This is a genomic window from Alicyclobacillus sp. TC, assembly GCF_016804365.1.
Lineage (GTDB): Bacteria > Bacillota > Bacilli > Alicyclobacillales > Alicyclobacillaceae > Alicyclobacillus_I > Alicyclobacillus_I tolerans.
This window is the reverse complement of record NZ_CP044434.1, coordinates 2,437,189-2,457,594: the sequence shown is the minus strand read 5'-3', so window position 1 is coordinate 2,457,594 and position 20,406 is coordinate 2,437,189. Positions and strand designations below refer to the sequence as shown.

Here is a 20,406-nt window from a genome sequence, read left to right as displayed (position 1 = left end):
CGCCCATGGCCATTCGTTTTGGTTCTGGGCGACAGCTTTGCTCGATTCATGATTATGACAATTTGGTTTCTGACTGGAGCAGGGTTTGTTCAAGTCGTCGCGAATTTTATGAAGAGCACATTTCGCACAGATTGTGGGCTGTGCTTTCTCTTTTTGGCGAATAAGAATAGGCTGGAAGGTTTGATAGTTGACACTCGCAGCCTGGCTATTCATAAATCGCTTTGAGGTGCAAAAGCGAGGGGTGGAGCTTTGAAAGACCAAAAAAAACGGTACAAGCCTGGCAAAGTGATGACGGAAAAGCGCCCGAGAAGGCATAGAAGGCGTATGCTTGCCTTGCAGGTCGGCGGTATAGCTGCACTTTGTCTGGTAGCTTGGCGGATTACGAATATACAACATGTGTTAGGGCCGGGATTGTTGAAAGACGCGTCCAATGTTCAGGATGTTTCCAAAGTCGAATTGGCACCGCGTGGTGAAATTCTTGATGCTGCTGGTCAGCCCATCGCGTATGATGTTCCAGCCTATATTATGGATATTAAAATTTCTGATTTCACCAACCGACAGGCTTTGGCGCAAAACTTATCCAATATTCTACAATTGCCATACACCCAGATTTATAGCTTAGTATCTCAAAGTTATGATTGGATTCAGTGGAATCAACCGATTCTTGCGACAACGAAGGATGCTATTGAGAAACTGTACGGACAGGGTAAACATGCTGAAGATTTTACGTTTACCTCTACAGAGAAGCGTTTTTATCCTTTTGGCCGTTTTGCCGCAGCTACAGTTGGATATGTTGGACCCAATGGTCAAGGTGTCATGGGGATAGAAGCTGAAGATAACCATTTGCTCGAAGGTACCCCTGGTAAGTTGGACTATCGGCAAGATGCACTTGGATTTCCGTTACCGGGCAGTGTACATACAGTAGTGGCTCCTAAACCGGGGGATTCTGTGCAATTGACCATCAATCCAGTCATTCAGGGTTTTGTCGATCACGAAATGGATATTTTGGATGAGACGGTACATCCTGAACACGCAGCCATGATTGTGATGGATCCCTGGAATGGACAGATTCTCGCTATGTCGAGCCGTCCAGATTTTAATCCCAACCAATATTGGACGGCATCGCCTGTAGCACTCGATCAAAATTGGGCAGTGTCGGCTTCTTTCGAACCAGGTTCCACATTCAAGCTTTTTGTTCTGACAGCTGCTTTAGCTACTCAATCCATCAATCTCAACCAGACTTATATGTCAGGACAAATTACAATTGATGGCCGTACCATTCATGATTGGAATTATGTTGGATGGGGTAAAATCTCGTTTCTAAAGGCTCTTGAATACTCCAGTAATGTTGGATTTGCCAAGATTGCTCTTAAACTAGGTTGGTCCAATTTGATGCATTACTTAAATCTTTTTGGCATGACTCATCCTACAGGTGTTGACTTGCCGGATGAAGGAAGTTCTATTCTTTTTCCACCTTCACAAGAGGGTCAAATCCAATTGGCCACTACCGGATTCGGTCAAGGTATTGCTGTAACCCCCTTGCAATTGATTGATGGAGTTGCGGCCATAGCCAACGGTGGAACGCTTTATCGGCCATATGTCGTAGAAAAAATCATTTCGCCTGAGGGACAGGTGATTCAAACGACGCAACCAGACGCGGTACAGAGAGATATTGCTCCATCTTCGGTACTTGCTGCTGTGCGCCATGCTATGGTTCTTGATGTCTCTCAGGGGATCGATAATGCGGCATACATTAAAGGATACGATGTGGCAGGTAAAACGGGTACAGCTCAGGTGGTCAATCCAAAGACAGGGAAGTTTTATAATTCTCGATTCATCACGTCTTTTATTGGATTTGCTCCTGGTTGGGATCCGCAAGTTGTAATTTATTGTACGGTAGACTGGCCGAAAACACCGGTTAATGACACATGGGGAAATACTACAGCAACACCTGTGGCTCGTGCTGTTTTGCAAGATATTATGAATTACTATCATATTGCTCCTCTCGGACAGACACAAAACCAAACATCGGAATTAAAACCAGCACAGAAAATGTCCTATATTGAAAATTTACCTAGCTTTGTAGGGGATACTGTAAGTCAAGCACAAAATCTTGCTGCCCGTCTATCAGGGAATTTGGTTATCAATGGAAACGGATCGACCATATTGCGCCAGTGGCCTGCTCCTGGTAGTGAATTAGCAACCTCTATGCCCGTATATGTTTGGACGCGCGGCAATCTAGAGGGGGAAACGATGCCGTCTATAAAAGGGTTAACATTAGAGCAAGTCATTGGTTTATTACAAGCCTATGGTTTGAATCCCGTTGTGCAGGGAACGGGATTTGCTGTGCAGACTTCCATTGCTCCAGGACAACCTGTACATCCAGGTGAGCAAGTGAACGTTGTACTCAAACCGCCTTCCACCATCAGCTAATCAAGGGTGTTTTTACGTTGGGGGGATTTGAAGTTGAATACGTACACTTCTTCTGCAGCGTCGGGAGGTCAAGCGCTCTCTCGGCGCCTTTTACTTGTCATGGCCATAGCCAGTGGAGCTGCTGTGGCTAATCTTTACTATGTACAGCCTTTATTGGCGGAAATTGCTCAAACCTTTCATGCCAGCACGCACGCGTTAGGTATTCTGTCTATGCTAACCCAGGTGGGGTATGCGTGTGGTTTATTGTTTTTTGTTCCACTCGGAGATCGTTTTGAACAACGCCGATTGATTGTCATTTTATTGATTCTCGTCAGTATACTTCTGGCGGCAATGGCCACGTCAGTTTCTATGCTCTGGTTATGGATTTTTGCGTTCCTAGTCGGATTGACAACCGTGGTACCACAAATCATTATCCCGCTAGCCGCAAATATGGCGGATGAGACGAATCGCGGCAAAGTTGTAGGGGTGGTAATGAGTGGACTACTCATTGGTGTCCTGTTGGCGCGTGCTTTTGCAGGGTTGCTTGGATCGGAACTAGGCTGGCGTTCAGTGTTTGGGATTGCGGCCATATTCATGATTGCTCTTGCGTTGTTGCTCTACTTCATGCTTCCAGTTTCACCCCCAAAGTCAAAACTTCAAGCAAGAGACATATTTTTATCGCTTTGGCAGTTGATACGCACGTTACCCACACTTCGTGAGGCTGCCTTGATGGGAGGGTTGCTATTTGCCGCTTTCAGTGCTTTTTGGACGACGCTCGTCTTTCGACTTAGCACATCGCCCTATCATTATGGGGCGGAAGTGGCCGGCTTTTTTGGGTTGCTCGGAGTAGCGGGTGCTTCCATTGCGCCTGTGGCTGGACGTCTGGCAGATCTTATGCCGGCTCGGAGAGTGGCATTTCTTGGAGCGCTTTGCACCCTTCTTTCCTTCCTGGTGTTTGCTGGATTGTCAGCGCATCTTTGGGGTTTAATCCTGGGAGTCATTTTGCTCGATCTCGGTGTGCAGGCAGCGCAAATTTCAAATCAAGCAAGAATTTATAGTTTGCGGCCAGACGCTCGCAATCGTTTGAATACAGTTTATATGACGAGTTATTTTATAGGAGGTGCACTTGGGTCTGCCATTGGGGCTGATATGTATGCTCACTTTCATTGGCTTGGCGTTGCTAGTGTAGGTTTCGTATGTTCCTTTGCAGCGGCATTAGCTGCTGCGAGACCTGTAAAACGTATGGTCAGCCAAAAGTAGAGAGTGAGTCCAATGATGCGCTATACTGTGGAAGTGTTAACGCTTCCATAATTCAAAACTGTCAGTAACCCTCATCGCAAGATCACGCATCCCGCCAGAAATATTGGGATACATACTAACTGCCTCGCATTGAGAAGTATTCACGTAGAGGTATCAACAAGAACAGGAGATGGTCAGTCTGAATCAACAGTTAAAGAAATACGCGGAATTGGTGATTCGAATTGGTGTCAATCTGCAACCAGGTGAGAATTTGGTGATTGGTTTTGCCAGTCGCCAAGTTTATCCAGAACATGTAGAGTTTGCACGTTGTTTGACGGAAGCGGCATATGATGCAGGTGCTAAGTTTGTTCATGTGGACTATGGTGATGAATGGTGGATGCGAGAGACTGTAAAGCGCGGTTCACTGGAAACTTTAGCAGAAAGAGCAAAGTGGCAAGCGCAATGGGTGCAAAAATTAGCGGACGAAGGCGCAGCTTTTATTGCCATACCGGCGTCCAATCCATATCTTTTTGACGGAATTGAACGTAGTCGGGTTGATACAGCCAGTAAGTCAATTGCGAATGCCTTCCGTTCTTTCAATGACCGACGTACCAATGATGAATATACTTGGTGTTTGGCCTCCGCTCCAATTCAACCATGGGCTGATGTAGTTTTTGCCGATCTACCTGCAGAGGAGCGAACAGAGGCTCTTTGGAAAGCGATTCTCAAAGCGGCACGTGCAGATGGTGAAAATCCAATTGAAGAATGGAAACAACATATTGTCAATTTGCAGAAACGTAGCCAGTGGTTGAATCAACTAAACATTGTGGAACTACATTATCGCGCTCCCGGAACAGATTTGACGATTGGTATGCCAGATGGTCACTATTGGACAGCGGCTGGGAAACCAAGTCAAGGCGGAGTGCACTTTGTAGCCAATATTCCAACGGAAGAAGTGTTTAGCGCACCACATCGCGATCGGGTCAATGGCACTGTGACAAGCACCATGCCACTTGTTCACAATGGTTCATTAATTGAGGGCATACGCATCCGTTTTGAGGCTGGTCGAATTGTCGAATATTCAGCTGAGAAAGGCGAGGATGCACTGCGTCATATTATTGAGGCTGATGAGGGAAGTCATTATCTGGGAGAAGTAGCTCTTGTTCCTGTTGATTCGCCTATATATCAAATGGGGCGACTTTTCTATAATACGTTGTTTGATGAAAATGCCTCCTGCCACTTGGCCATTGGTAAAGCCTATCCATTAATTGAAGGGGGCTATCAATTGCGTCGAGCCGATTGGAATGAGCACGGATTAAATGATAGTCTCATGCATGTGGATTTTATGATTGGATCGCCAGAAATGAATATTGATGTCAAAACCAAGACAGGTCAAATGATGCCCATTATGGTAAATGGAAAGTTTGTAAGTATGGAGTAAGGATTTCCAGGATTGCCACACACGGAAAGGAGTGGCTTAACTTGGCGAATATTGCTTTGCAGATGTATTCTTTGCGCGAGATGGCGGCGGAAGATTTTGTCGGAACGTTAAAGAAAGTATCTGAGATAGGCTATCATGGAGTGGAATTTGCAGGGTACGGAGGTCTAGGTGCTAGAGAACTTCGAGAAATTTTGTTCGAGCTTCAACTTCAACCAGTATCCAGCCACGTTCCGTTCGATCAGTTAGAAAATCAAATAGAAGAAGTTCTGGAATATGCTACTGAGTTGGGACTTTCATATATTGTCTGTCCATTTATAGCACCGGAGCTGCGTAGGAATTTGCAGGATTATCAGCGATTGGCTGAGAAACTTGAACAAATAGCTCAAAAAGTGTCTCAGGAAGGTTTGCATTTTGCATACCACAACCATGACTTTGAATTTATAAAGATAGAAAATGAACAGCCCATACATGTACTGCTAGGGAAAGGCCATTCATCTCTAATTCAAGCAGAGTTAGATATTTATTGGATTGCGTATACTGGCGAAAATATAGCTTCTTATCTGCATAACTATACTGGACGTGCAGATCTGTTGCATGTCAAGGATATGTCCAAAGAGGATAAACGGCAAAACGAAGTTGTAGGCAGTGGACGTCTAGATATTCCAGCTATACTTCATGCCGCTCAGACAGCTGGTGTGAAATGGTACATTGTTGAACAAGAAACCTATCAAGGACATCCGATGAGAGATTTGAAATCTAATTTTATCTATCTATCGCAACTCCTATCTGCACCTAGCCAATAAACAACAAAGCTTGTCATACTATTTCAAGGTATAGTGACAAAGTAGAGGCTCCCTGTAACAAGAAATAAAGAAAGCGTGAATCTAGCTTTCTTTATTTTTCGGGGAGCCTCAAAATGGATATTTCTATTTGACAATCTTTTTACGATATACGCGCCACTGTCAAGGTTAAAGATTTGCCATTAATATCCCATTCTTTTTGAAGATCTCCAGCGATAGGTTCTGTCACTAATTCCTTCATGAGAACAGTCGATTGAATGTGTGGAAGATGTTTGCGCAGAATCGACATAATCTCACTATCTCCTTCTGCGAAAAACTTAACCCATTCCGTTACCTCGTAATTTACTTCTTTTCGCATCATTTGCATTTTGGAAATCAACTCGCGTACATAACCTTCCTCAATCAGTGCAGGAGTCAATTCTGTATTCAAACCTACAAATCCCTGTCCGACATGGGTCATAACGCCTGTAAAACAGGGCTTGTAACGAATATCTCCATGTTCACGCGTAATCGTTTCACCAGCTAAATCAACAACTCCACGTTGGACAAATTCATGAATCTGGTCGATACTCGCGGTTTTGGCAGCTGCGTTAATCAAAGGAACCTTGCTGCCAAACGATTTTCCAAGAGCTTTTAAGTCTAGGTAGATCTCTGCTTCAGCAACTTCGTTAAGAGTAGTGTAGACAAGCTGCTTGACATTCAGTTCGTCCTTCAAAATCTCTTCGTATGCTTGCAGGGTATCTTTCCAGTCTAAAGTGACGTAGAGCGTTTCCAGTGGTTGACGAGTTTTGCACTTACTTTCATTGCGCAATAGTCGTCCTGCTTCAACCACTCGCAGAACGAGTGACATCTCTTGAATCAATTGTTCATCAATAAGCGCTTCGTCCACAGCAGGAAAAGCGCAAAGATGCACACTGACAGGTATATCAACTCTTGTTCCGCCATCTCGCGTTACGTTTTGATAGATTTCTTCAGCGATAAAAGGTGTGTAAGGTGCAATCAGTTTGGAAAGTGTTGTAAGGGTCTCGGCAAGTGTTAGAAACGCAGCAATTTTATCTGATTCCATGCCAGATGCCCAAAAACGTTCACGATTGCGGCGAACATACCAAGTCGACACGTCATCGACAAAATTCTGCAGCGCTCTGGCTCCAGCAGTAGCATCATAGGAATCCAAGCTAGCATCCACCGTCCGAATCGTCTCGTGCAGACGTGCCATGAGCCAACGATCAAAGAGCGGGCGTTCCACTACGGGAATGTCGTAATCTGTCGGCGAGAACTGATCAATTGCAGCATACAGAGCGTAAAAAGCGTGTACGTTCTGCAGAATGTCAAGAAATTTTGCCTTGCTCTCAGCCACAGCTCGATGATAGAACAACTGTGAATTCCAAGGTTGCGTATTCGAGAGAAAGTAAAAGCGCAACGCATCTGCTCCATGCTGATCAAGTGCTTCAAACGGATCGATGACGTTACCTTTCGATTTAGACATTTTTTTCCCTTGCTCATCTAAAACATGACCCATCACAAGTACATTCTTATAGGGAGCTTCACCTGTAATCAGGGTGGAAATGGCAAGTAAAGAATAGAACCAGCCGCGTGTTTGATCGATGGCTTCGGAGATAAAATCGGCCGGATATTGTCTGGCAAACTGCTCTTCATTTTCAAATGGATAATGGTGCTGGGCAAACGGCATGCTTCCAGAGTCAAACCATACATCAATTACTTCAGGCACCCTTTCAAACGTACCGCCGCAGGTGCAAGCGAAAGTCAATTCGTCAATATAAGGTTTGTGTAGTTCCTTAGGAAGTTGTCCTGTTTTCTCCAGCAGTTCTTTGCGCGATCCGATACATATCTCCTGATGGCAATGGTTGCATCGCCAAATGGGAAGCGGTGTTCCCCAGTAACGGTTGCGTGAAAGGTTCCAGTCCACCACGTTCTGCAGAAAATTACCCATGCGACCTGTTTTTACATGTTCGGGTATCCAGTTGACACGGTTGGAATTCTCCAGCAGCTTTTCACGGACGTCTGTCATACGAATAAACCAGCTGTCAATCGCGTAGTAAAGAAGCGGTGTGCCGCAACGCCAGCAGTGTGGGTAAGAGTGTTCAAACTTCTCTTTGCTGTATAGTAAACCTGCTTGGCTTAACTTGCGGACAATATCCACGTTGACTTCTTCATCTTTGACAAATCTGCCAGCAAAGTCAGTCACGTCATCTGTAAAACAACCAGTTTCATCTACAAAGTTGCAAAAGGCCATACCGTGTTCGCGACAAGCTTTGTAGTCATCTTCACCAAACGCGGGCGCTTGATGAACAATACCTGTGCCGGATTCATCTGTGACATGCATAGCCTGAATGACTTCGAATTTTTTTCCAGGAATGCGATTGACATATGGGAAGACAGGCGAGTAAGGAGTTCCTGCCAATTCACGACCAAGAGCTTGTGCTGTCACGCGGCCGTCATCGCCAAGAAAATTTTCCTGTAACGCGCTCGCCACCCAATACGCTTCTTTTTGTGAAGGTGAGAGAATACGCACATACTCGATATCTGGATGCACAGCCAGTGCAACGTGTGAAGGAAGCGTCCATGGTGTGGTAGTCCAGGCTAAGAAAGAAGTGACTATCCCTGGTTCGCTGAGTGGGTGGTCATCGGGTAAGCGGAATTTGACCGTAACCGACAGGTCTTTCACGTTTTCGTAGCCTTGAGCAACTTCATGACTGGATAGAGTGGTCTCACAATGTGGGCAGTAAGGAGAGACGCGATGCCCTTGATAGAGATAACCACGTTCATAGATGGTTTTCAACAAATGCCAAACCGATTCAATGTACTCGTCTTTTAATGTCATATAAGGATTATCGAGATCGACCCAATATCCAAGTCTCTCCGTCATTTCCCGCCAGGTAGCTTCATATTGAAAAACACTCTCCCGGCAAGCTTGTATAAACTTTTCGACCCCAAAAGATTCAATCTGCTTTTTGCCGCTGATGCCGAATTTTTTTTCGATCTCGATTTCCACAGGTAGTCCATGAGTATCCCATCCTGCTTTGCGCATGACGTGATAACCTTTCATGGTACGGTAACGGGGATAGACGTCTTTAATGACGCGCGTCAAGACATGGCCCGGATGTGGCTTTCCGTTGGCAGTGGGAGGACCTTCGTAAAAGACGAACTCTGGGCCTCCTCGGCGTTCTTTCTCTGTACGCTGAAAAACGCTTTGCTCGTGCCAAAATTCCAGTACACGTTGCTCTCGAACGGAAGCTTGCTCTTTAGCGTTTACTTTTTTAGCCATAGATGGTTAATCACCCTTTTCTAAAAACAATTTTGAATCAAAAAAGCCCGTCCCGCGTAGGGACGAGCTACTAGGAACCCGCTGTACCACCCTGATTAGCCATGCACATCCGCTGACTGCGAGCACGACTCCATCGGCCGCTGGCAATAAGGCTGAAAGAGAAAAAACCTTGCGCAGCGCATCCAGATAACGGTGGAACACCGGTGTGATCTACAGCAGACAAAATGATACGGATTTTGCCTTTTCGACACACTTCTTGAAGGGGATATCGCGCAACCGGTGTATGGGCTTGCACCACCGCCCATTCTCTGCGACACTGGAGGAAGCGCAACGTGTCCTTCGCATTGAATGTTCATATGAAAATTGGACGAGTTGAGGTATTTTCTTATAAACTCATGGCGTTTGCGCCTTTTGTCGATGGCTGATTTTAGCATAAACCATTTGCGGTCTCAAGTAGCCATTTGTCTTCTTTACTATTCTTTTATGAAATGAGAGACCGGATGATTAAGAAAATGAGAGGTGCTCCAATTTGCAAAGCATCAGTGTGGTTGGACTTGGTTTTATTGGCCTGCCTTTGGCCATCAGTTTTTGCGAGAAAGGATTTCGTGTCTATGGAATCGAGGTAGACACTGCCAAGCTGGATTGGTTGAAGCGTGGTGTTTCCTATGTTCAAGAAGATGATCAAGGCATTCCGCTTGATAAGTACCTGCAAAAACATTTACAGCAAGAGACGTTTATTCCTACGGATCGTATGGAAGAAGCGGCTAAAGCTGTGGACACTTATGTGGTTACAGTCGGTGTTCCTGTTTCTGGTACAGGTGATATGGTATACGACTATTTGGACAGTGCGATGCAAAATATTGGATCTGTTCTTAAAAAAGGGGACTTTATTCTCCTGCGGCCCACTGTCGTTCCCGGAATGATTGAAGAACGGCTCATACCACAGCTTGAGCGGGTAAGTGGATTAAAAGCAGGTGCTGATTTTCATGTTGCCTACGCTGCAGAACGAGTAGCTGAAGGTCGGGCTATGGAAGAGTTTCGTACACTGGATGTTGTTGCTGGCGGTTTGACACCTGCTTGTACGGAACGTGCAGTGCAATTGCTCCAACAACTAACGTCTGGAACGGTACATGTTACCGACTTGCGTACGGCTCAATTGGCAAAGGTTGTTGAGAATGTGCAAAGAGATGTGAATTTAGCCATCATTAATGAATTGCGTCAAGTTGCTGAGGCTCATCATGTTGATATCTACGAATTGATACGCATGACGAATACGCATCCTCGAGTACAGCTTTTGATGCCAAGTGTGGGAGTGGGGGGATTTTGTATTCCCAATGCCTACTATTACTTGCGCGCATCTGTGGACAACCCACATATGATGCCTCTCTATGATACTGCGCGTCGCGTGAACAGTGATGTGCCCAATCAGTTGGTGAAAGATGCTGCTACCGCTCTTGCAGCTTCTGGACGTTCATTGCAGGGGGCGCCTGTAGCTATTCTCGGACTGGGTATGAAAGATGGTTCCAATGATACTCGACTCAGTCCACCTGTCGATTTGGCTAAAGTGTTCATAAGCAGTGGAGCTCATGTACGAGCTTACGATCCAACTATAGCCAAACACTCTTTTCCTTTTCAGGTCGAATCGCCAGAAGTTTGTCTGGACGGAGCACAGGTCTTGGTCGTAGGTGCCTGGCAACCACCGTTTGAAGCCTTGCCCTGGCGGCAATTGCTTGAGAAAACCAATCGTCCCTATATCATCGATCCTCGACATCGACTCAAGGGGTATCTGAGCTAGAAACTTTTTGGAAACGTGATGGAGAAAGAGGTTGACTGCATGCCGCGTGTACTTGTGATTGCCCATCTATTTCCACCGATTGGCGGTATTGGTGTACAGCGGGCGCTCAAATTCACACAATATCTTTCCGAATATGGCTGGTCGCCCGTGGTACTGACGACCAGTGATTTTCATGTTGCAACCATGGATCCGTCTTTACTGGAAAAAGTGCCTGCGTCTGTCCCGGTCTATCGCACAGCAGATCGAATGGCTCGCTGGATGGCTAGAATTTCGCCAGTTTCAGCTCATGCTGCCAAAACGTCTGAGAATTTTTCGGCCAAGCCAACAAAGCGGAGTTTCAAACAGCGTCTTCTGCCCATGCTCAAGACCTTGCGCAATACTTTAGCTATTCCTGATGAACAATTGCTTTGGGCTATATCGGCTGCTTTCGCGGCTCGCCATGTGATTCGTAAAGAACAGATTGATTGTGTTTTCACAACTTCGGGACCCAATAGCGCCCATATAGCAGGATATTTGCTCAAACGGTGGCTGGGTATTCCCTGGGTGGCTGATTTTCGTGATCCCTGGACGGACAATATGCACTTTCCAGATGAGGGAGTTCGCGCTGTTGTGGAAAGGGCTCTGGAAAGGTGTGTTCTCAAAACTGCTGATGCGCTGATCACTGTGACGGATTCTTTTGCATCGCTCTTTAAACACAAGCATCCTTCCGTTCCAGGAAAAATTCATGTGATTCGCAATGGGGTCGATCCGGCAGATTTCCCCATTGTTACACCAGACCACCATACGTCCCATCAAACACTTGCTGGAGAACGTCCCTTTACTTTACTTTACGCAGGAATTCTTTATCCCAAGCGTTCTCCGGAAATTTTCTTGCGCGCTTTGCAAAGAGCAATCGCTTCAGGTGCAATTCAGAGAGAACAAATTCGCATAGAATTTGCTGGCGTTTTTGACTATCCAGCGCCCGTCAGCAATAGTCAACTGCTGAAAGAACTAGATCTTGAAGATGTAGTCCAGCCTCTGGGTTATCTGAGCCATGATGAAGTAGCCAAACGCATGCTGCAGGTTGACGGGTTGCTTTTGATTGGAGATGCAGACGAACGCGCGGGTATGTATATTCCCGGAAAGGTTTATGAATATCTTTACGCTCGAAAGCCGGTTTTTGCCTTGCTTCAACCAGGTGAGGCCGCCAAACTTCTGGAACAGTTTCAAGTGGGGGTTGTAGCTCCTGTAGAGGATGAAGAAAAAGTTTTTCAGGCGCTATGTGTTTATTGCAACGAATTTATCCAGAATTGGTCGGGAGGACCGAATGAACAGGATTTGCTGATTTTTAGCAGACAATATGAGGCGCAGTTGCTGGCTGATGTTTTGACGGAAACTCTCCAGCCTTGGTTGCTTGAACGCAACCGAAGCCAGTCTGCATGGGCAGTCCAATAAAGAGAATACGCATGGTTTGGGGTGATGAAGAATGCTCAATAGAAAAGCGGTTGTTGTTTTAAGTGGAGGATTAGACAGCACCACATGCCTTGGGATTGCTGCTGACGAAGGGTATAGTTTGTATACGTTGACATTTGATTATGGACAGCGTCACGCACGGGAATTAAGAGCTGCCGAGCAAGTAGCAGACTATTACCAGGTTGCAGATCGGCGGATTGTCAAACTGGATTTTCTTCGAAAGATTGGTAAGAGTGCATTGACCGATTTCCATTTGTCTGTTCCGAAGAACGTCCATGATGGAGAGGACATTCCAATCACTTATGTGCCTGGCCGAAATTTGCTTTTTCTTTCTCTGGCGGCTTCTTTCGCGGAGGCGATTGAAGCGCAAGCTATCTATATAGGTGTCAATGCCCTGGATTATAGTGGTTACCCTGATTGCCGTCCGCAATTTATTCAAGCTGTTCAAAAAGTGCTTGATGTTGGCACAAAAACTGCTGTGGAAGGTGCCCCCATCTCTCTTCAGACACCTTTGTTACATTTGACCAAGGCAGAAATCATTCGTTGGGGACATCGCTTAGGCGTGCCCTATCAATTGACGACCTCCTGTTACGAAGGCGCAGAGGAAGCTTGCGGAGAATGTGACAGTTGTCGGCTTCGTCTGCGCGGTTTCAAAGAAGCAGGTTTGATCGATCCGATTCCATATCGCAGTCTTTGAATCTCAACATCAAGGAGTCGATTCTCTTGATGCAAATGGAAGATGGTATTACTGGCGTTGAAATTCGTGAATGAGCTTCCAAGCCTTTTCCACTTGAGCGCGTTTTTGTGCGTCAGCATTGATATATGCTTGAAGAAACTCCATAGCCTGTGGGTTCATGCGAGTAAATAAAATCATTCGCGCTTCTTCTCGAGAAAGTGTCAGTGTAGTGGTTCCAGCCTGAGCTGCCGCTATGGGCGCTGCTTTTACAGTTTGCGTTTTCTCCTGATGGGGTAGGCGGGTTTCCGTTTGGTTATTGGTTTTGCTGTTGTTGAGTTCTTCAGGACTTACTTGCAGTGCTGAAGAAAGCTGCTGTAAAATTTGCTCATCTGGCTGTCTGCGGTTGGTTTCATACATAGCAATGGCACTTGTACTTACACCTGCTAGTTTAGCAAGTTGCGCCTGAGTCATGCCGCGTTCTTTACGTAGTTGGGCAATACGGTTTGTTGCTTTCACACGATCACCTCGCAAGGCGTATCTATCCAATCTAGAGTATAGGGTTTGTAAGAAGACGCTACAACTAGGGTGTTCATGATTTCGTGTACATGCCTATAGTTGGAGAAGTAACTATCTATTTTTGGTGGGCTTCCTTTTTGTTGCTATACTGAAGAAGAATGAGTTCTAAGGGAGGGAATTTGATGAAGATAACCTATCATGGTCAATCTACATTTATTATTGAAGCGGATGGGCACAGTGTAATTATCGATCCGTTTCTCAGTGGCAACCCCAAAGCACTTATCAAGCCTGACGATGTTAAAGTAGAAGCAGTTCTGCTCACTCATGGTCATGGTGATCATATTTTGGACGCAGAGCCGATTGCCCGCAAGAATAATGCAGTCATTATTGCTCCGAATGAACTGGCGGTATATTTCGCTGGCAAAGGTGGATTAAATGTGCATCCTATGCATATTGGCGGTGCACATCAATTTGCTTTCGGCCGTGTTAAATTTACGCTCGCTTTCCACGGTTCGAGCATAGATGTCGGCAACGGGCAGACGATATATGGCGGTATGCCTTCGGGAATCCTTTTGACAATGGGCGGGAAAACGGTCTATCACGCTGGAGATACAGCTTTGTTTGGCGATATGAAATTGATTGGTGAATTGAACTCTGTGGATGTAGCGTTACTTCCAATTGGTGATAACTTTACCATGGGTCCGGAGGATGCCGCTATCGCAGCAGAATGGATTCATGCCAAAGTGACCGTTCCTATGCATTACAATACGTTTGATTTGATTGCTCAAGATCCGCATGCTTTTGTTCAGTTAGTTGAACGCAAAGGGCTGCGGGGACAAGTACTCGAATACGGTCAGTCTCTGGAAGTATAACCACAACTTATGTAAAGAATTTTGTTTCTGGATAAGCAGCCTTCTTTCCATTTCATGAACAACGCAACCTGTCCCAAACTGGAGAACAGGTTGCGTTTATGTTCATTATAGCGGTTAGCAGGTCAGTGAGCGCGATCGGCCAATTTAACCATTAATTTTGCAATTGTTCTGCGCTCTTCATTGTCTCCTACGTCCCACAGTTCCTTCAGCAAACGTTCTTCCGGATTTTTCGGATCGACTTTATCAGCCAGAAATTCACCCATCTTGGCAGCTACATTAGCAATTTGGTCATCATTAAAGCCCATCGACTGAGCCTTGTCTACATGTTCACCAAGAAATTCCTTCCAACGGCCGAAGCTTTCCAACACACTATTGTTCATGCCTGGAATCATCCTTTCAAATTGAACTATTGTACTTTTTCAGCATTCCGCAACTGCAGGCAGGCTATGCATGGGAAAGGAAGGGACAACATATGTTGGAATAGAGGACAAGAAAAGAGGTGCAAAATTTTCATGTGGAGAAAAACAGCGAATGTTGTTAACGGCCGCCGTAAAGCCCTGTATTACGGTTGTGCCGCTATTGCTTTAGCAGCCTATGGATTGCCCAGAATCCCACGTCTGCAACATGGTTTACCGGGAACATTTTCTTTCTTGTGGATCGCAACCATTACACTGGTTCTTGCGGCCAATATATATTTTTTGGTAGGTGCGGACAAAGAAAGGAGTATGATGCTGGAAGTTAGACAAATATTACCTTCCCGTATCAAACAGCGAAAAGATATACAGGAATTACCTAAACGGGTGCGTTCAAGGGGATGAAAAACTACTTTTTGGGATTTCGCGATTCGTTTCTTAACATGTAAGATACGAAGACTCCGCCAAGTCCAATGCAGACCAGCATGGTTACAATCGGATCGAGCGCACCGCCTAAAATCTCCATCTGAGAACCTCCTCATGGGTTGCTGAACAAGTTTCAGCAACTTTTATTCTATCACAAAAGAGTTTTCGGGAAAGATAGGGAAGAGGAGATTTGTATAAAAATATGTACGAGTTTGAGACGATATTGTGAAATTGGGTGGCAAAACACGCTTAACTTCGGCATACTGAAGTATGTACAAAGCGACAGAACTTCATGAGGTGAATGCATGAAAAAAGTCTGGGACTGGATATGGCCGATTCTTGTAGGAGTTTTGGTGGCATGGGGGATTATGCATTGGGTGGTTTCCTTTGCAGTTGTGCCTACAAGTTCTATGTATCCAACCATCCCCAATCCGTGTTACATTTTAGTTAACCATTTAGCCACGGAAACATCTCCTATACATGAAGGAGAAGTGATTGTTTTCAAATATCCGGATGATCCGTCCCAGATATTTGTGAAACGTGTTATTGGTCTTCCTGGTGAGACGGTGACGATTCATGGTGGGCATGTATACATTGACAACCATGAATTGGCCGAGCCCTATCTTCATGGTCTGTTGACGGAGGGTACATTCGGCCCTTACCATGTTCCTGCGGGACATTACTTTGTCATGGGAGATAATCGTCAAAATTCTTATGACAGTCGATATTGGACACCTTATAAATATGTTCCGCGAAGCTATATTCTTGGTGAAGCGGATGCTGTCATTTGGCCGCTTTCAAAGATGAAGCCAATTCCGCAATAATGAACTTAGGCCGTCAATCTTTGGCGCGCCTGATAGGTATGTGACATTGAGATGAATCGAAGTAAGTTGCATTGTGATGTTCACAGGTATTTGTGTTGAAAGCGGGTCGAGTATACTCGACTGCAGGGGGTTCTTTTGGGTGAAGGACAAGCGTCACATGCGGATTCGAGAACTGGTTAGTCAATATGAAATTGAAACGCAGGAAGAGTTAGTCAAGGCTCTGGAAGAGTCTGGATTTCCGGTCACTCAAGCGACCATTTCACGAGATATTAAAGAATTGCAGCTCATTAAAGTGGTAGGTAGCAACGGGCGTTATAAGTATGCTATTCCTGTGGCAGCTTCCGGATTTTCTCTTTCTACGTTGCGTAGAAAACTGGCGGAAGTTCTCATTTCACACGCGCGTGCGAATAATCTTTTGGTTATCAAGCTGATGCCAGGCAACGCTCACGCGATTGGTGCTATGATGGATGGGATGACCCAACATGGTTTGCTGGGTACAATTGCCGGAGATGACACCATTCTTGTGGTTTGCCAAGATGATGAATCAGCCATTAAGCTCATGGCCCTGCTGTTGAATGATGTCAAACAAAACAGTTGAATAGTTTGATGAGAAGAAAATCTCTACGCTTCTACGCTTCTAGTCTATATAGGGTTAAAATCTCACTATAGCGAAAAATCAGCAACATTTGTAAAGATGAAAATGAAGTTGATTTTCGCCATAGTGAGATGGTCTCTATAGAAATTATGCGATATCGACCGAAAAATAGGATAAGGGGTGATTGAGTTGACTGAACTATCAGACGTCGATTTGCAAAGAGAGTTAGTCGCTGTAAGGCGTGCGTTGCATCGCCATCCAGAAACTGGTTTAGAAGAGTATGCTACGACACAAACTATTGAAAATTTTTTGAAAGAACATGGTATTGAGATCATCTCAGGTCGTATGTCAACAGGTACATTTGCGTATGTCAAGGGAAAACGGCCAGGTCCTTGTGTGGCTATTCGCGCTGATATTGATGCGCTTCCTATTTTAGAAGCTACAGGGTTGCCCTATGCCAGTGAAATAGAAGGGAAAATGCATGCTTGTGGGCATGATTTTCATACCGCTGCCGTAATCGGATCAGCATTGTTGGCTAAAGAGCGGGCTGAGAGTGATGAATCGTTTGCAGGCAGCTTGCTTTTTGTCTTTCAACCTGCTGAAGAACTTGGACTTGGGGCCAAGCTGGTTTTGGATAGCGGTGTGCTCAAAGAGCATCAAGTCAAGTGCATGATTGGAGAACATAATAACCCGCTCTTGGAAAGTGGAAAGATTGGCGTACGTGTGGGACCACTGATGGGTAGCGTGGATGAATTTACATTAACCATTCATGGTGTTGGTGGTCACGCAGCTATTCCAAATTTAACGGTAGATCCCATAGTTATTGGTGCTCATTTGGTCACCGCTTTGCAAACATTGGTCAGTCGCGGGGTTTCTCCTCTTGCTTCTGGAGTGGTTACAGTTGGCAAATTTCAAGCGGGGACAGCACGCAATGTCATTCCTGATATTGCTGTATTAGAGGGTACCGTAAGATCTTTGGATGAAAATGTCCGCCGCTTTTTAGAAGAACGCATTTGGCAAGTATCCGAAACGATTTGTAAAGCGTTTGGAGGCAGTGTAGACATTGAATTTGAACGTCAACTTCCTGTAACGACCAACCATTCGGAGGTTGCTGAGTGGGTGCGCCTTGCTGCCATTCAAGTTGTTGGAGAGGAAAATGTAGTTGAGGCAGAACAAACATTAGGTGGAGAAGATTTCTCGATATACAGCCAAGTTATGCCTGCTTGTTTTTTTTGGGTGGGGACAGGCAAAGGCGATGGCTCCTCGCGAGGGTGGCATCATCCACAATTTGATGTTGATGAGAATTGCCTGCTGATGACTAGTCGTGTTCTTTTACAGTCAGGTTATTTAGCGCTTGAATATTATGCGCAGCAAGAAATGACAGTTAACATTGGCAGTTAAGAGTTGTTTTGAGTAAAGATATGCTAAAATTTTCAATGGACATTTGATTTCTAATGTCGAAAGGGAGATGATTTCTGTGTCAGAAGAGCGCAAAGGTGAGGTTACATTTGGTGGGAATCCAGTAACTTTAGTGGGTCCTAAAATTCAAGTTGGACAAAAAGCTCCAGAATTCGAAGTTCTGGATAACGATCGAAAACCAGTGACGCTCTCTTCGTTTGCAGGCAAGATTCGCATCATCAGTGTGGTTCCATCGTTAGAAACAGGTATTTGTGATGCTCAAACTCGTAAATTTAATGAAGTTGCTGCCAGTCTGGGTAACCATGTAGTCATTTTAACCATTAGTGCAGATTTACCGTTCACTCAGAAACGCTGGTGTGCTGCTGCAGGTATTGAACAGGTACATACCTTGTCAGATCACATGGAAATGTCGTTTGGGAAAGCATACGGAACGTACATGAAAGAGCATCGGCTGGAGTGTCGAGCTGTGTTTGTAATAGATTCGAGCGATCGCGTTGTTTATGTAGAATATGTTCCGGAAGTTGCTCAGCATCCAAATTATGAAGCAGCTATTGAGGCGGCAAAAGCAACTCAATAATGAGATGGTGGGAGCATGAAAAATAGAATAACAGCCATTACAGACATCATTTAATACTGTAATGGCTGTTATTCTATTCGTAAGTTGCGTATGGATGAAGCGATTATAAAGCTAATCCATGTTTTGGATTATGAGAGAACGTCGGAGAGCTGATGGACTAAGTCAGCCTTGGGGCGAAAGCCAACAATCTGCTTAGTCGCTTTGCCATTTTGGAAAAGCACCAACGTGGGAATACTCATGATACCGAATTGTGAGGCGGTTTGTGGATTTTCATCCACATCCAATTTTGCTACAACCAGTTTGTCCGCATGCTCTTTAGCTACTTCTTCCAATACAGGAGCCATCATTCGGCATGGACCACACCAAGTTGCCCAAAAGTCTACTAATACAGGTTTGTCAGAAGAAATAACTTCTTGAAAAGTGCTATCTGTTACCTGCACGGTACCTGCCATTGACACACCAACTTTCCTACTAGATTTTCACTTGAATGAGAGAGCGCTTTTTACGAAAGGGTTGTGTACATACTCACTCTTGAGCGAGTGCTTCTTGAATTTTCGACTCTACTTTTTGAAACCCTTTGTCCCCAGCAGCGCGAAATTTTAGTTTGCCATCCTTTCCAAAAATGAAAAAGGCAGGAACATACTCATTTTCAAATCGGTCGGCTACAGCGCGAGCGTGATCGAGACCGACTGGCTGGGTTAAATGAAATTGTGAAATATCTTCTTTCACCTTTTGAACGTTAGCATCTTCTGCAATTCTTGGCAAGTGAAATGCAATAACTTGCAACCCCTGCGGTGTGTATTTTTCCACCATTCGCATCAAATCATCCATAGTTTCATGACAAATATGACAAGATACAGCCCAAAAATGAATCAACGTCACCTGGTTGTCGGCCAGTTGTGGTCTGCTTTGAGTGTTGAGCCATTCGGTGGCGCCTTCAATGGACGGCATTTCTGTACCTAGACGCAACGGCATTGTTTGCACCGCCTTTCTCGCTTGATGATTTTGAACAGTCTCATGAGTGGTGAAGCTTGTGACTTTTTTAGAGCAGAAAAGGCTGACAAAAGTCAGCCCTTTCTTGCAAACTTTGCTTATACAGTGAGCAGCGCTTCGCCAGGCTTCCAGTTGGCTGGGCAGAGTCCGCCAGCTTGCAAAGCTTCAAGAACGCGCAACGTTTCGTCCACATTGCGACCAATGTTCATATCATGAACGACTTGATAACGCAGGATTCCTTCAGGATCAATAATGAACAACCCGCGCAGAGCCTCACCGCTCTCTTCTACCAGGACATCATAGTTGCGTGCAACCTCTTTAGTAAAGTCGGCAGCCAGAGGATAGTCCAAACCACCTAAACCATTTTCATCTTTGGGTGTATTGATCCAAGCTTTGTGGCTGTGCACGCTATCACAACTTACACCCAAAACTTCAGCATCCAAATCTTTGAATTCCTGTAGGCGCTCGTTCATGGCTATAATTTCGGTTGGGCAAACAAACGTAAAGTCTGCTGGGTAGAAAAATAGAATCAGCCATTTGCCGCGATAGTCGGATAATTTTACAGTCTCATCAAGGGTTTTTAAATTTTTTGTGCTGAGCATCTCAAAATCTGGAGCCGGTTGTCCGACCAATGGCATGAGTAATCACTCCTAGGATATAGAATTAAACT

Annotated in this window: 19 protein-coding genes; 13 read left to right on the top strand and 6 right to left on the bottom strand. The window is 45.1% G+C overall.

The window, feature by feature from the left end; all coding sequences use genetic code 11:
- Positions 1–249: 249 nt before the first annotated feature.
- The 4 genes from FY534_RS12115 (at position 250) to FY534_RS12100 (ending at position 5,895) form a co-directional block, all read left to right on the top strand.
- Complete coding sequence (locus FY534_RS12115; protein WP_238413548.1) at positions 250–2,433, top strand: PASTA domain-containing penicillin-binding protein; 2,184 nt, start codon at positions 250–252, stop codon at positions 2,431–2,433.
- 33 nt (positions 2,434–2,466) lie between these two features.
- Positions 2,467–3,672, top strand: a complete 1,206-nt coding sequence (locus tag FY534_RS12110) for an MFS transporter (protein ID WP_203114689.1) — start codon at positions 2,467–2,469, stop codon at positions 3,670–3,672.
- 169 nt (positions 3,673–3,841) lie between these two features.
- Entirely contained in the window at positions 3,842–5,092 is a 1,251-nt protein-coding gene (locus FY534_RS12105) for an aminopeptidase (RefSeq protein WP_072874613.1), read from the top strand.
- A 41-nt stretch (positions 5,093–5,133) separates the two neighbouring features.
- On the top strand, positions 5,134–5,895 hold the full coding sequence (locus FY534_RS12100) for a sugar phosphate isomerase/epimerase family protein (RefSeq protein WP_203114688.1): 762 nt from the start codon (positions 5,134–5,136) through the stop codon (positions 5,893–5,895).
- 139 nt (positions 5,896–6,034) lie between these two features.
- Here FY534_RS12100 and ileS read toward each other — a convergent pair whose 3' ends face one another.
- The gene (gene ileS / locus FY534_RS12095) at positions 6,035–9,178 is read right to left on the bottom strand and encodes an isoleucine--tRNA ligase (protein WP_203114687.1); all 3,144 of its coding nucleotides are present in this window, start codon (positions 9,176–9,178) and stop codon (positions 6,035–6,037) included.
- A gap of 529 nt (positions 9,179–9,707) precedes the next feature.
- Here ileS and FY534_RS12090 point away from each other — a divergent pair.
- From FY534_RS12090 to queC, 3 genes are read left to right on the top strand one after another with little or no spacing between them, the layout of a single operon-like run.
- Positions 9,708–10,973, top strand: coding sequence for a nucleotide sugar dehydrogenase (locus FY534_RS12090; RefSeq protein WP_203114686.1), 1,266 nt, complete (start codon positions 9,708–9,710; stop codon positions 10,971–10,973).
- Positions 10,974–11,012: 39 nt separating this feature from the next.
- The gene (locus tag FY534_RS12085; RefSeq protein ID WP_203114685.1) at positions 11,013–12,407 is read left to right on the top strand and encodes a glycosyltransferase family 4 protein; all 1,395 of its coding nucleotides are present in this window, start codon (positions 11,013–11,015) and stop codon (positions 12,405–12,407) included.
- A 31-nt stretch (positions 12,408–12,438) separates the two neighbouring features.
- Complete coding sequence (gene queC / locus FY534_RS12080) at positions 12,439–13,122, top strand: 7-cyano-7-deazaguanine synthase QueC (protein WP_203114684.1); 684 nt, start codon at positions 12,439–12,441, stop codon at positions 13,120–13,122.
- A 48-nt stretch (positions 13,123–13,170) separates the two neighbouring features.
- On the opposite strand, the gene FY534_RS12075 is transcribed toward queC, so the two are convergent.
- Positions 13,171–13,617 (bottom strand): helix-turn-helix domain-containing protein, encoded by a 447-nt coding sequence (locus tag FY534_RS12075; protein WP_238413547.1) that lies wholly within the window; start codon positions 13,615–13,617, stop codon positions 13,171–13,173.
- A 182-nt stretch (positions 13,618–13,799) separates the two neighbouring features.
- Here FY534_RS12075 and FY534_RS12070 point away from each other — a divergent pair, with 182 nt between their 5' ends.
- Complete coding sequence (locus FY534_RS12070) at positions 13,800–14,489, top strand: metal-dependent hydrolase (RefSeq protein WP_072874606.1); 690 nt, start codon at positions 13,800–13,802, stop codon at positions 14,487–14,489.
- A gap of 122 nt (positions 14,490–14,611) precedes the next feature.
- On the opposite strand, the gene FY534_RS12065 is transcribed toward FY534_RS12070, so the two are convergent.
- Positions 14,612–14,869: a DUF3243 domain-containing protein gene (locus tag FY534_RS12065; protein ID WP_072874605.1), complete on the bottom strand. Its 258-nt coding sequence runs from the start codon at positions 14,867–14,869 to the stop codon at positions 14,612–14,614.
- A 132-nt stretch (positions 14,870–15,001) separates the two neighbouring features.
- On the opposite strand from FY534_RS12065, the gene FY534_RS12060 reads away from it, so the two are divergent.
- From FY534_RS12060 to tpx, 5 genes are all read left to right on the top strand, one after another.
- Entirely contained in the window at positions 15,002–15,307 is a 306-nt protein-coding gene (locus FY534_RS12060; protein WP_203114683.1) for a hypothetical protein, read from the top strand.
- 326 nt (positions 15,308–15,633) lie between these two features.
- Positions 15,634–16,152, top strand: a complete 519-nt coding sequence (gene lepB / locus FY534_RS12055) for a signal peptidase I (protein WP_072874603.1) — start codon at positions 15,634–15,636, stop codon at positions 16,150–16,152.
- 139 nt (positions 16,153–16,291) lie between these two features.
- Positions 16,292–16,750: an arginine repressor gene (gene argR, locus FY534_RS12050; RefSeq protein ID WP_255567371.1), complete on the top strand. Its 459-nt coding sequence runs from the start codon at positions 16,292–16,294 to the stop codon at positions 16,748–16,750.
- Between the two features lie 186 nt (positions 16,751–16,936).
- Entirely contained in the window at positions 16,937–18,148 is a 1,212-nt protein-coding gene (locus FY534_RS12045; protein ID WP_165611998.1) for a M20 metallopeptidase family protein, read from the top strand.
- 76 nt (positions 18,149–18,224) lie between these two features.
- Entirely contained in the window at positions 18,225–18,743 is a 519-nt protein-coding gene (gene tpx, locus FY534_RS12040; RefSeq protein ID WP_238413546.1) for a thiol peroxidase, read from the top strand.
- Between the two features lie 128 nt (positions 18,744–18,871).
- Here the strand turns inward: tpx and trxA are convergent, their stop codons facing one another.
- The 3 genes from trxA to FY534_RS12025 all read right to left on the bottom strand — a co-directional run bounded on the left by trxA (position 18,872) and on the right by FY534_RS12025 (position 20,374).
- Positions 18,872–19,195 (bottom strand): thioredoxin, encoded by a 324-nt coding sequence (gene trxA, locus FY534_RS12035; RefSeq protein ID WP_072874600.1) that lies wholly within the window; start codon positions 19,193–19,195, stop codon positions 18,872–18,874.
- A 73-nt stretch (positions 19,196–19,268) separates the two neighbouring features.
- A complete protein-coding gene (locus FY534_RS12030) occupies positions 19,269–19,718 on the bottom strand; it encodes a TlpA disulfide reductase family protein (RefSeq protein ID WP_083574286.1) in 450 nt (149 codons plus the stop codon).
- A 116-nt stretch (positions 19,719–19,834) separates the two neighbouring features.
- Positions 19,835–20,374: a peroxiredoxin gene (locus FY534_RS12025; protein WP_203114680.1), complete on the bottom strand. Its 540-nt coding sequence runs from the start codon at positions 20,372–20,374 to the stop codon at positions 19,835–19,837.
- Between the last annotated feature and the right edge of the window lie 32 nt (positions 20,375–20,406).

Bases quoted from the DNA above. Each gene is read 5' to 3' on its own strand.
- FY534_RS12105 (WP_072874613.1), top strand. From the start codon at position 3,842: ATGGTCAGTCTGAATCAACAGTTAAAGAAATACGCGGAATTGGTGATT.
- ileS (WP_203114687.1), bottom strand. From the start codon at position 9,178: ATGGCTAAAAAAGTAAACGCTAAAGAGCAAGCTTCCGTTCGAGAGCAA.
- FY534_RS12085 (WP_203114685.1), top strand. From the start codon at position 11,013: ATGCCGCGTGTACTTGTGATTGCCCATCTATTTCCACCGATTGGCGGT.
- queC (WP_203114684.1), top strand. From the start codon at position 12,439: ATGCTCAATAGAAAAGCGGTTGTTGTTTTAAGTGGAGGATTAGACAGC.
- FY534_RS12070 (WP_072874606.1), top strand. From the start codon at position 13,800: ATGAAGATAACCTATCATGGTCAATCTACATTTATTATTGAAGCGGAT.
- FY534_RS12065 (WP_072874605.1), bottom strand. From the start codon at position 14,869: ATGAACAATAGTGTGTTGGAAAGCTTCGGCCGTTGGAAGGAATTTCTT.
- FY534_RS12060 (WP_203114683.1), top strand. From the start codon at position 15,002: ATGTGGAGAAAAACAGCGAATGTTGTTAACGGCCGCCGTAAAGCCCTG.
- lepB (WP_072874603.1), top strand. From the start codon at position 15,634: ATGAAAAAAGTCTGGGACTGGATATGGCCGATTCTTGTAGGAGTTTTG.
- trxA (WP_072874600.1), bottom strand. From the start codon at position 19,195: ATGGCAGGTACCGTGCAGGTAACAGATAGCACTTTTCAAGAAGTTATT.
- FY534_RS12030 (WP_083574286.1), bottom strand. From the start codon at position 19,718: ATGCCGTTGCGTCTAGGTACAGAAATGCCGTCCATTGAAGGCGCCACC.
- FY534_RS12025 (WP_203114680.1), bottom strand. From the start codon at position 20,374: ATGCCATTGGTCGGACAACCGGCTCCAGATTTTGAGATGCTCAGCACA.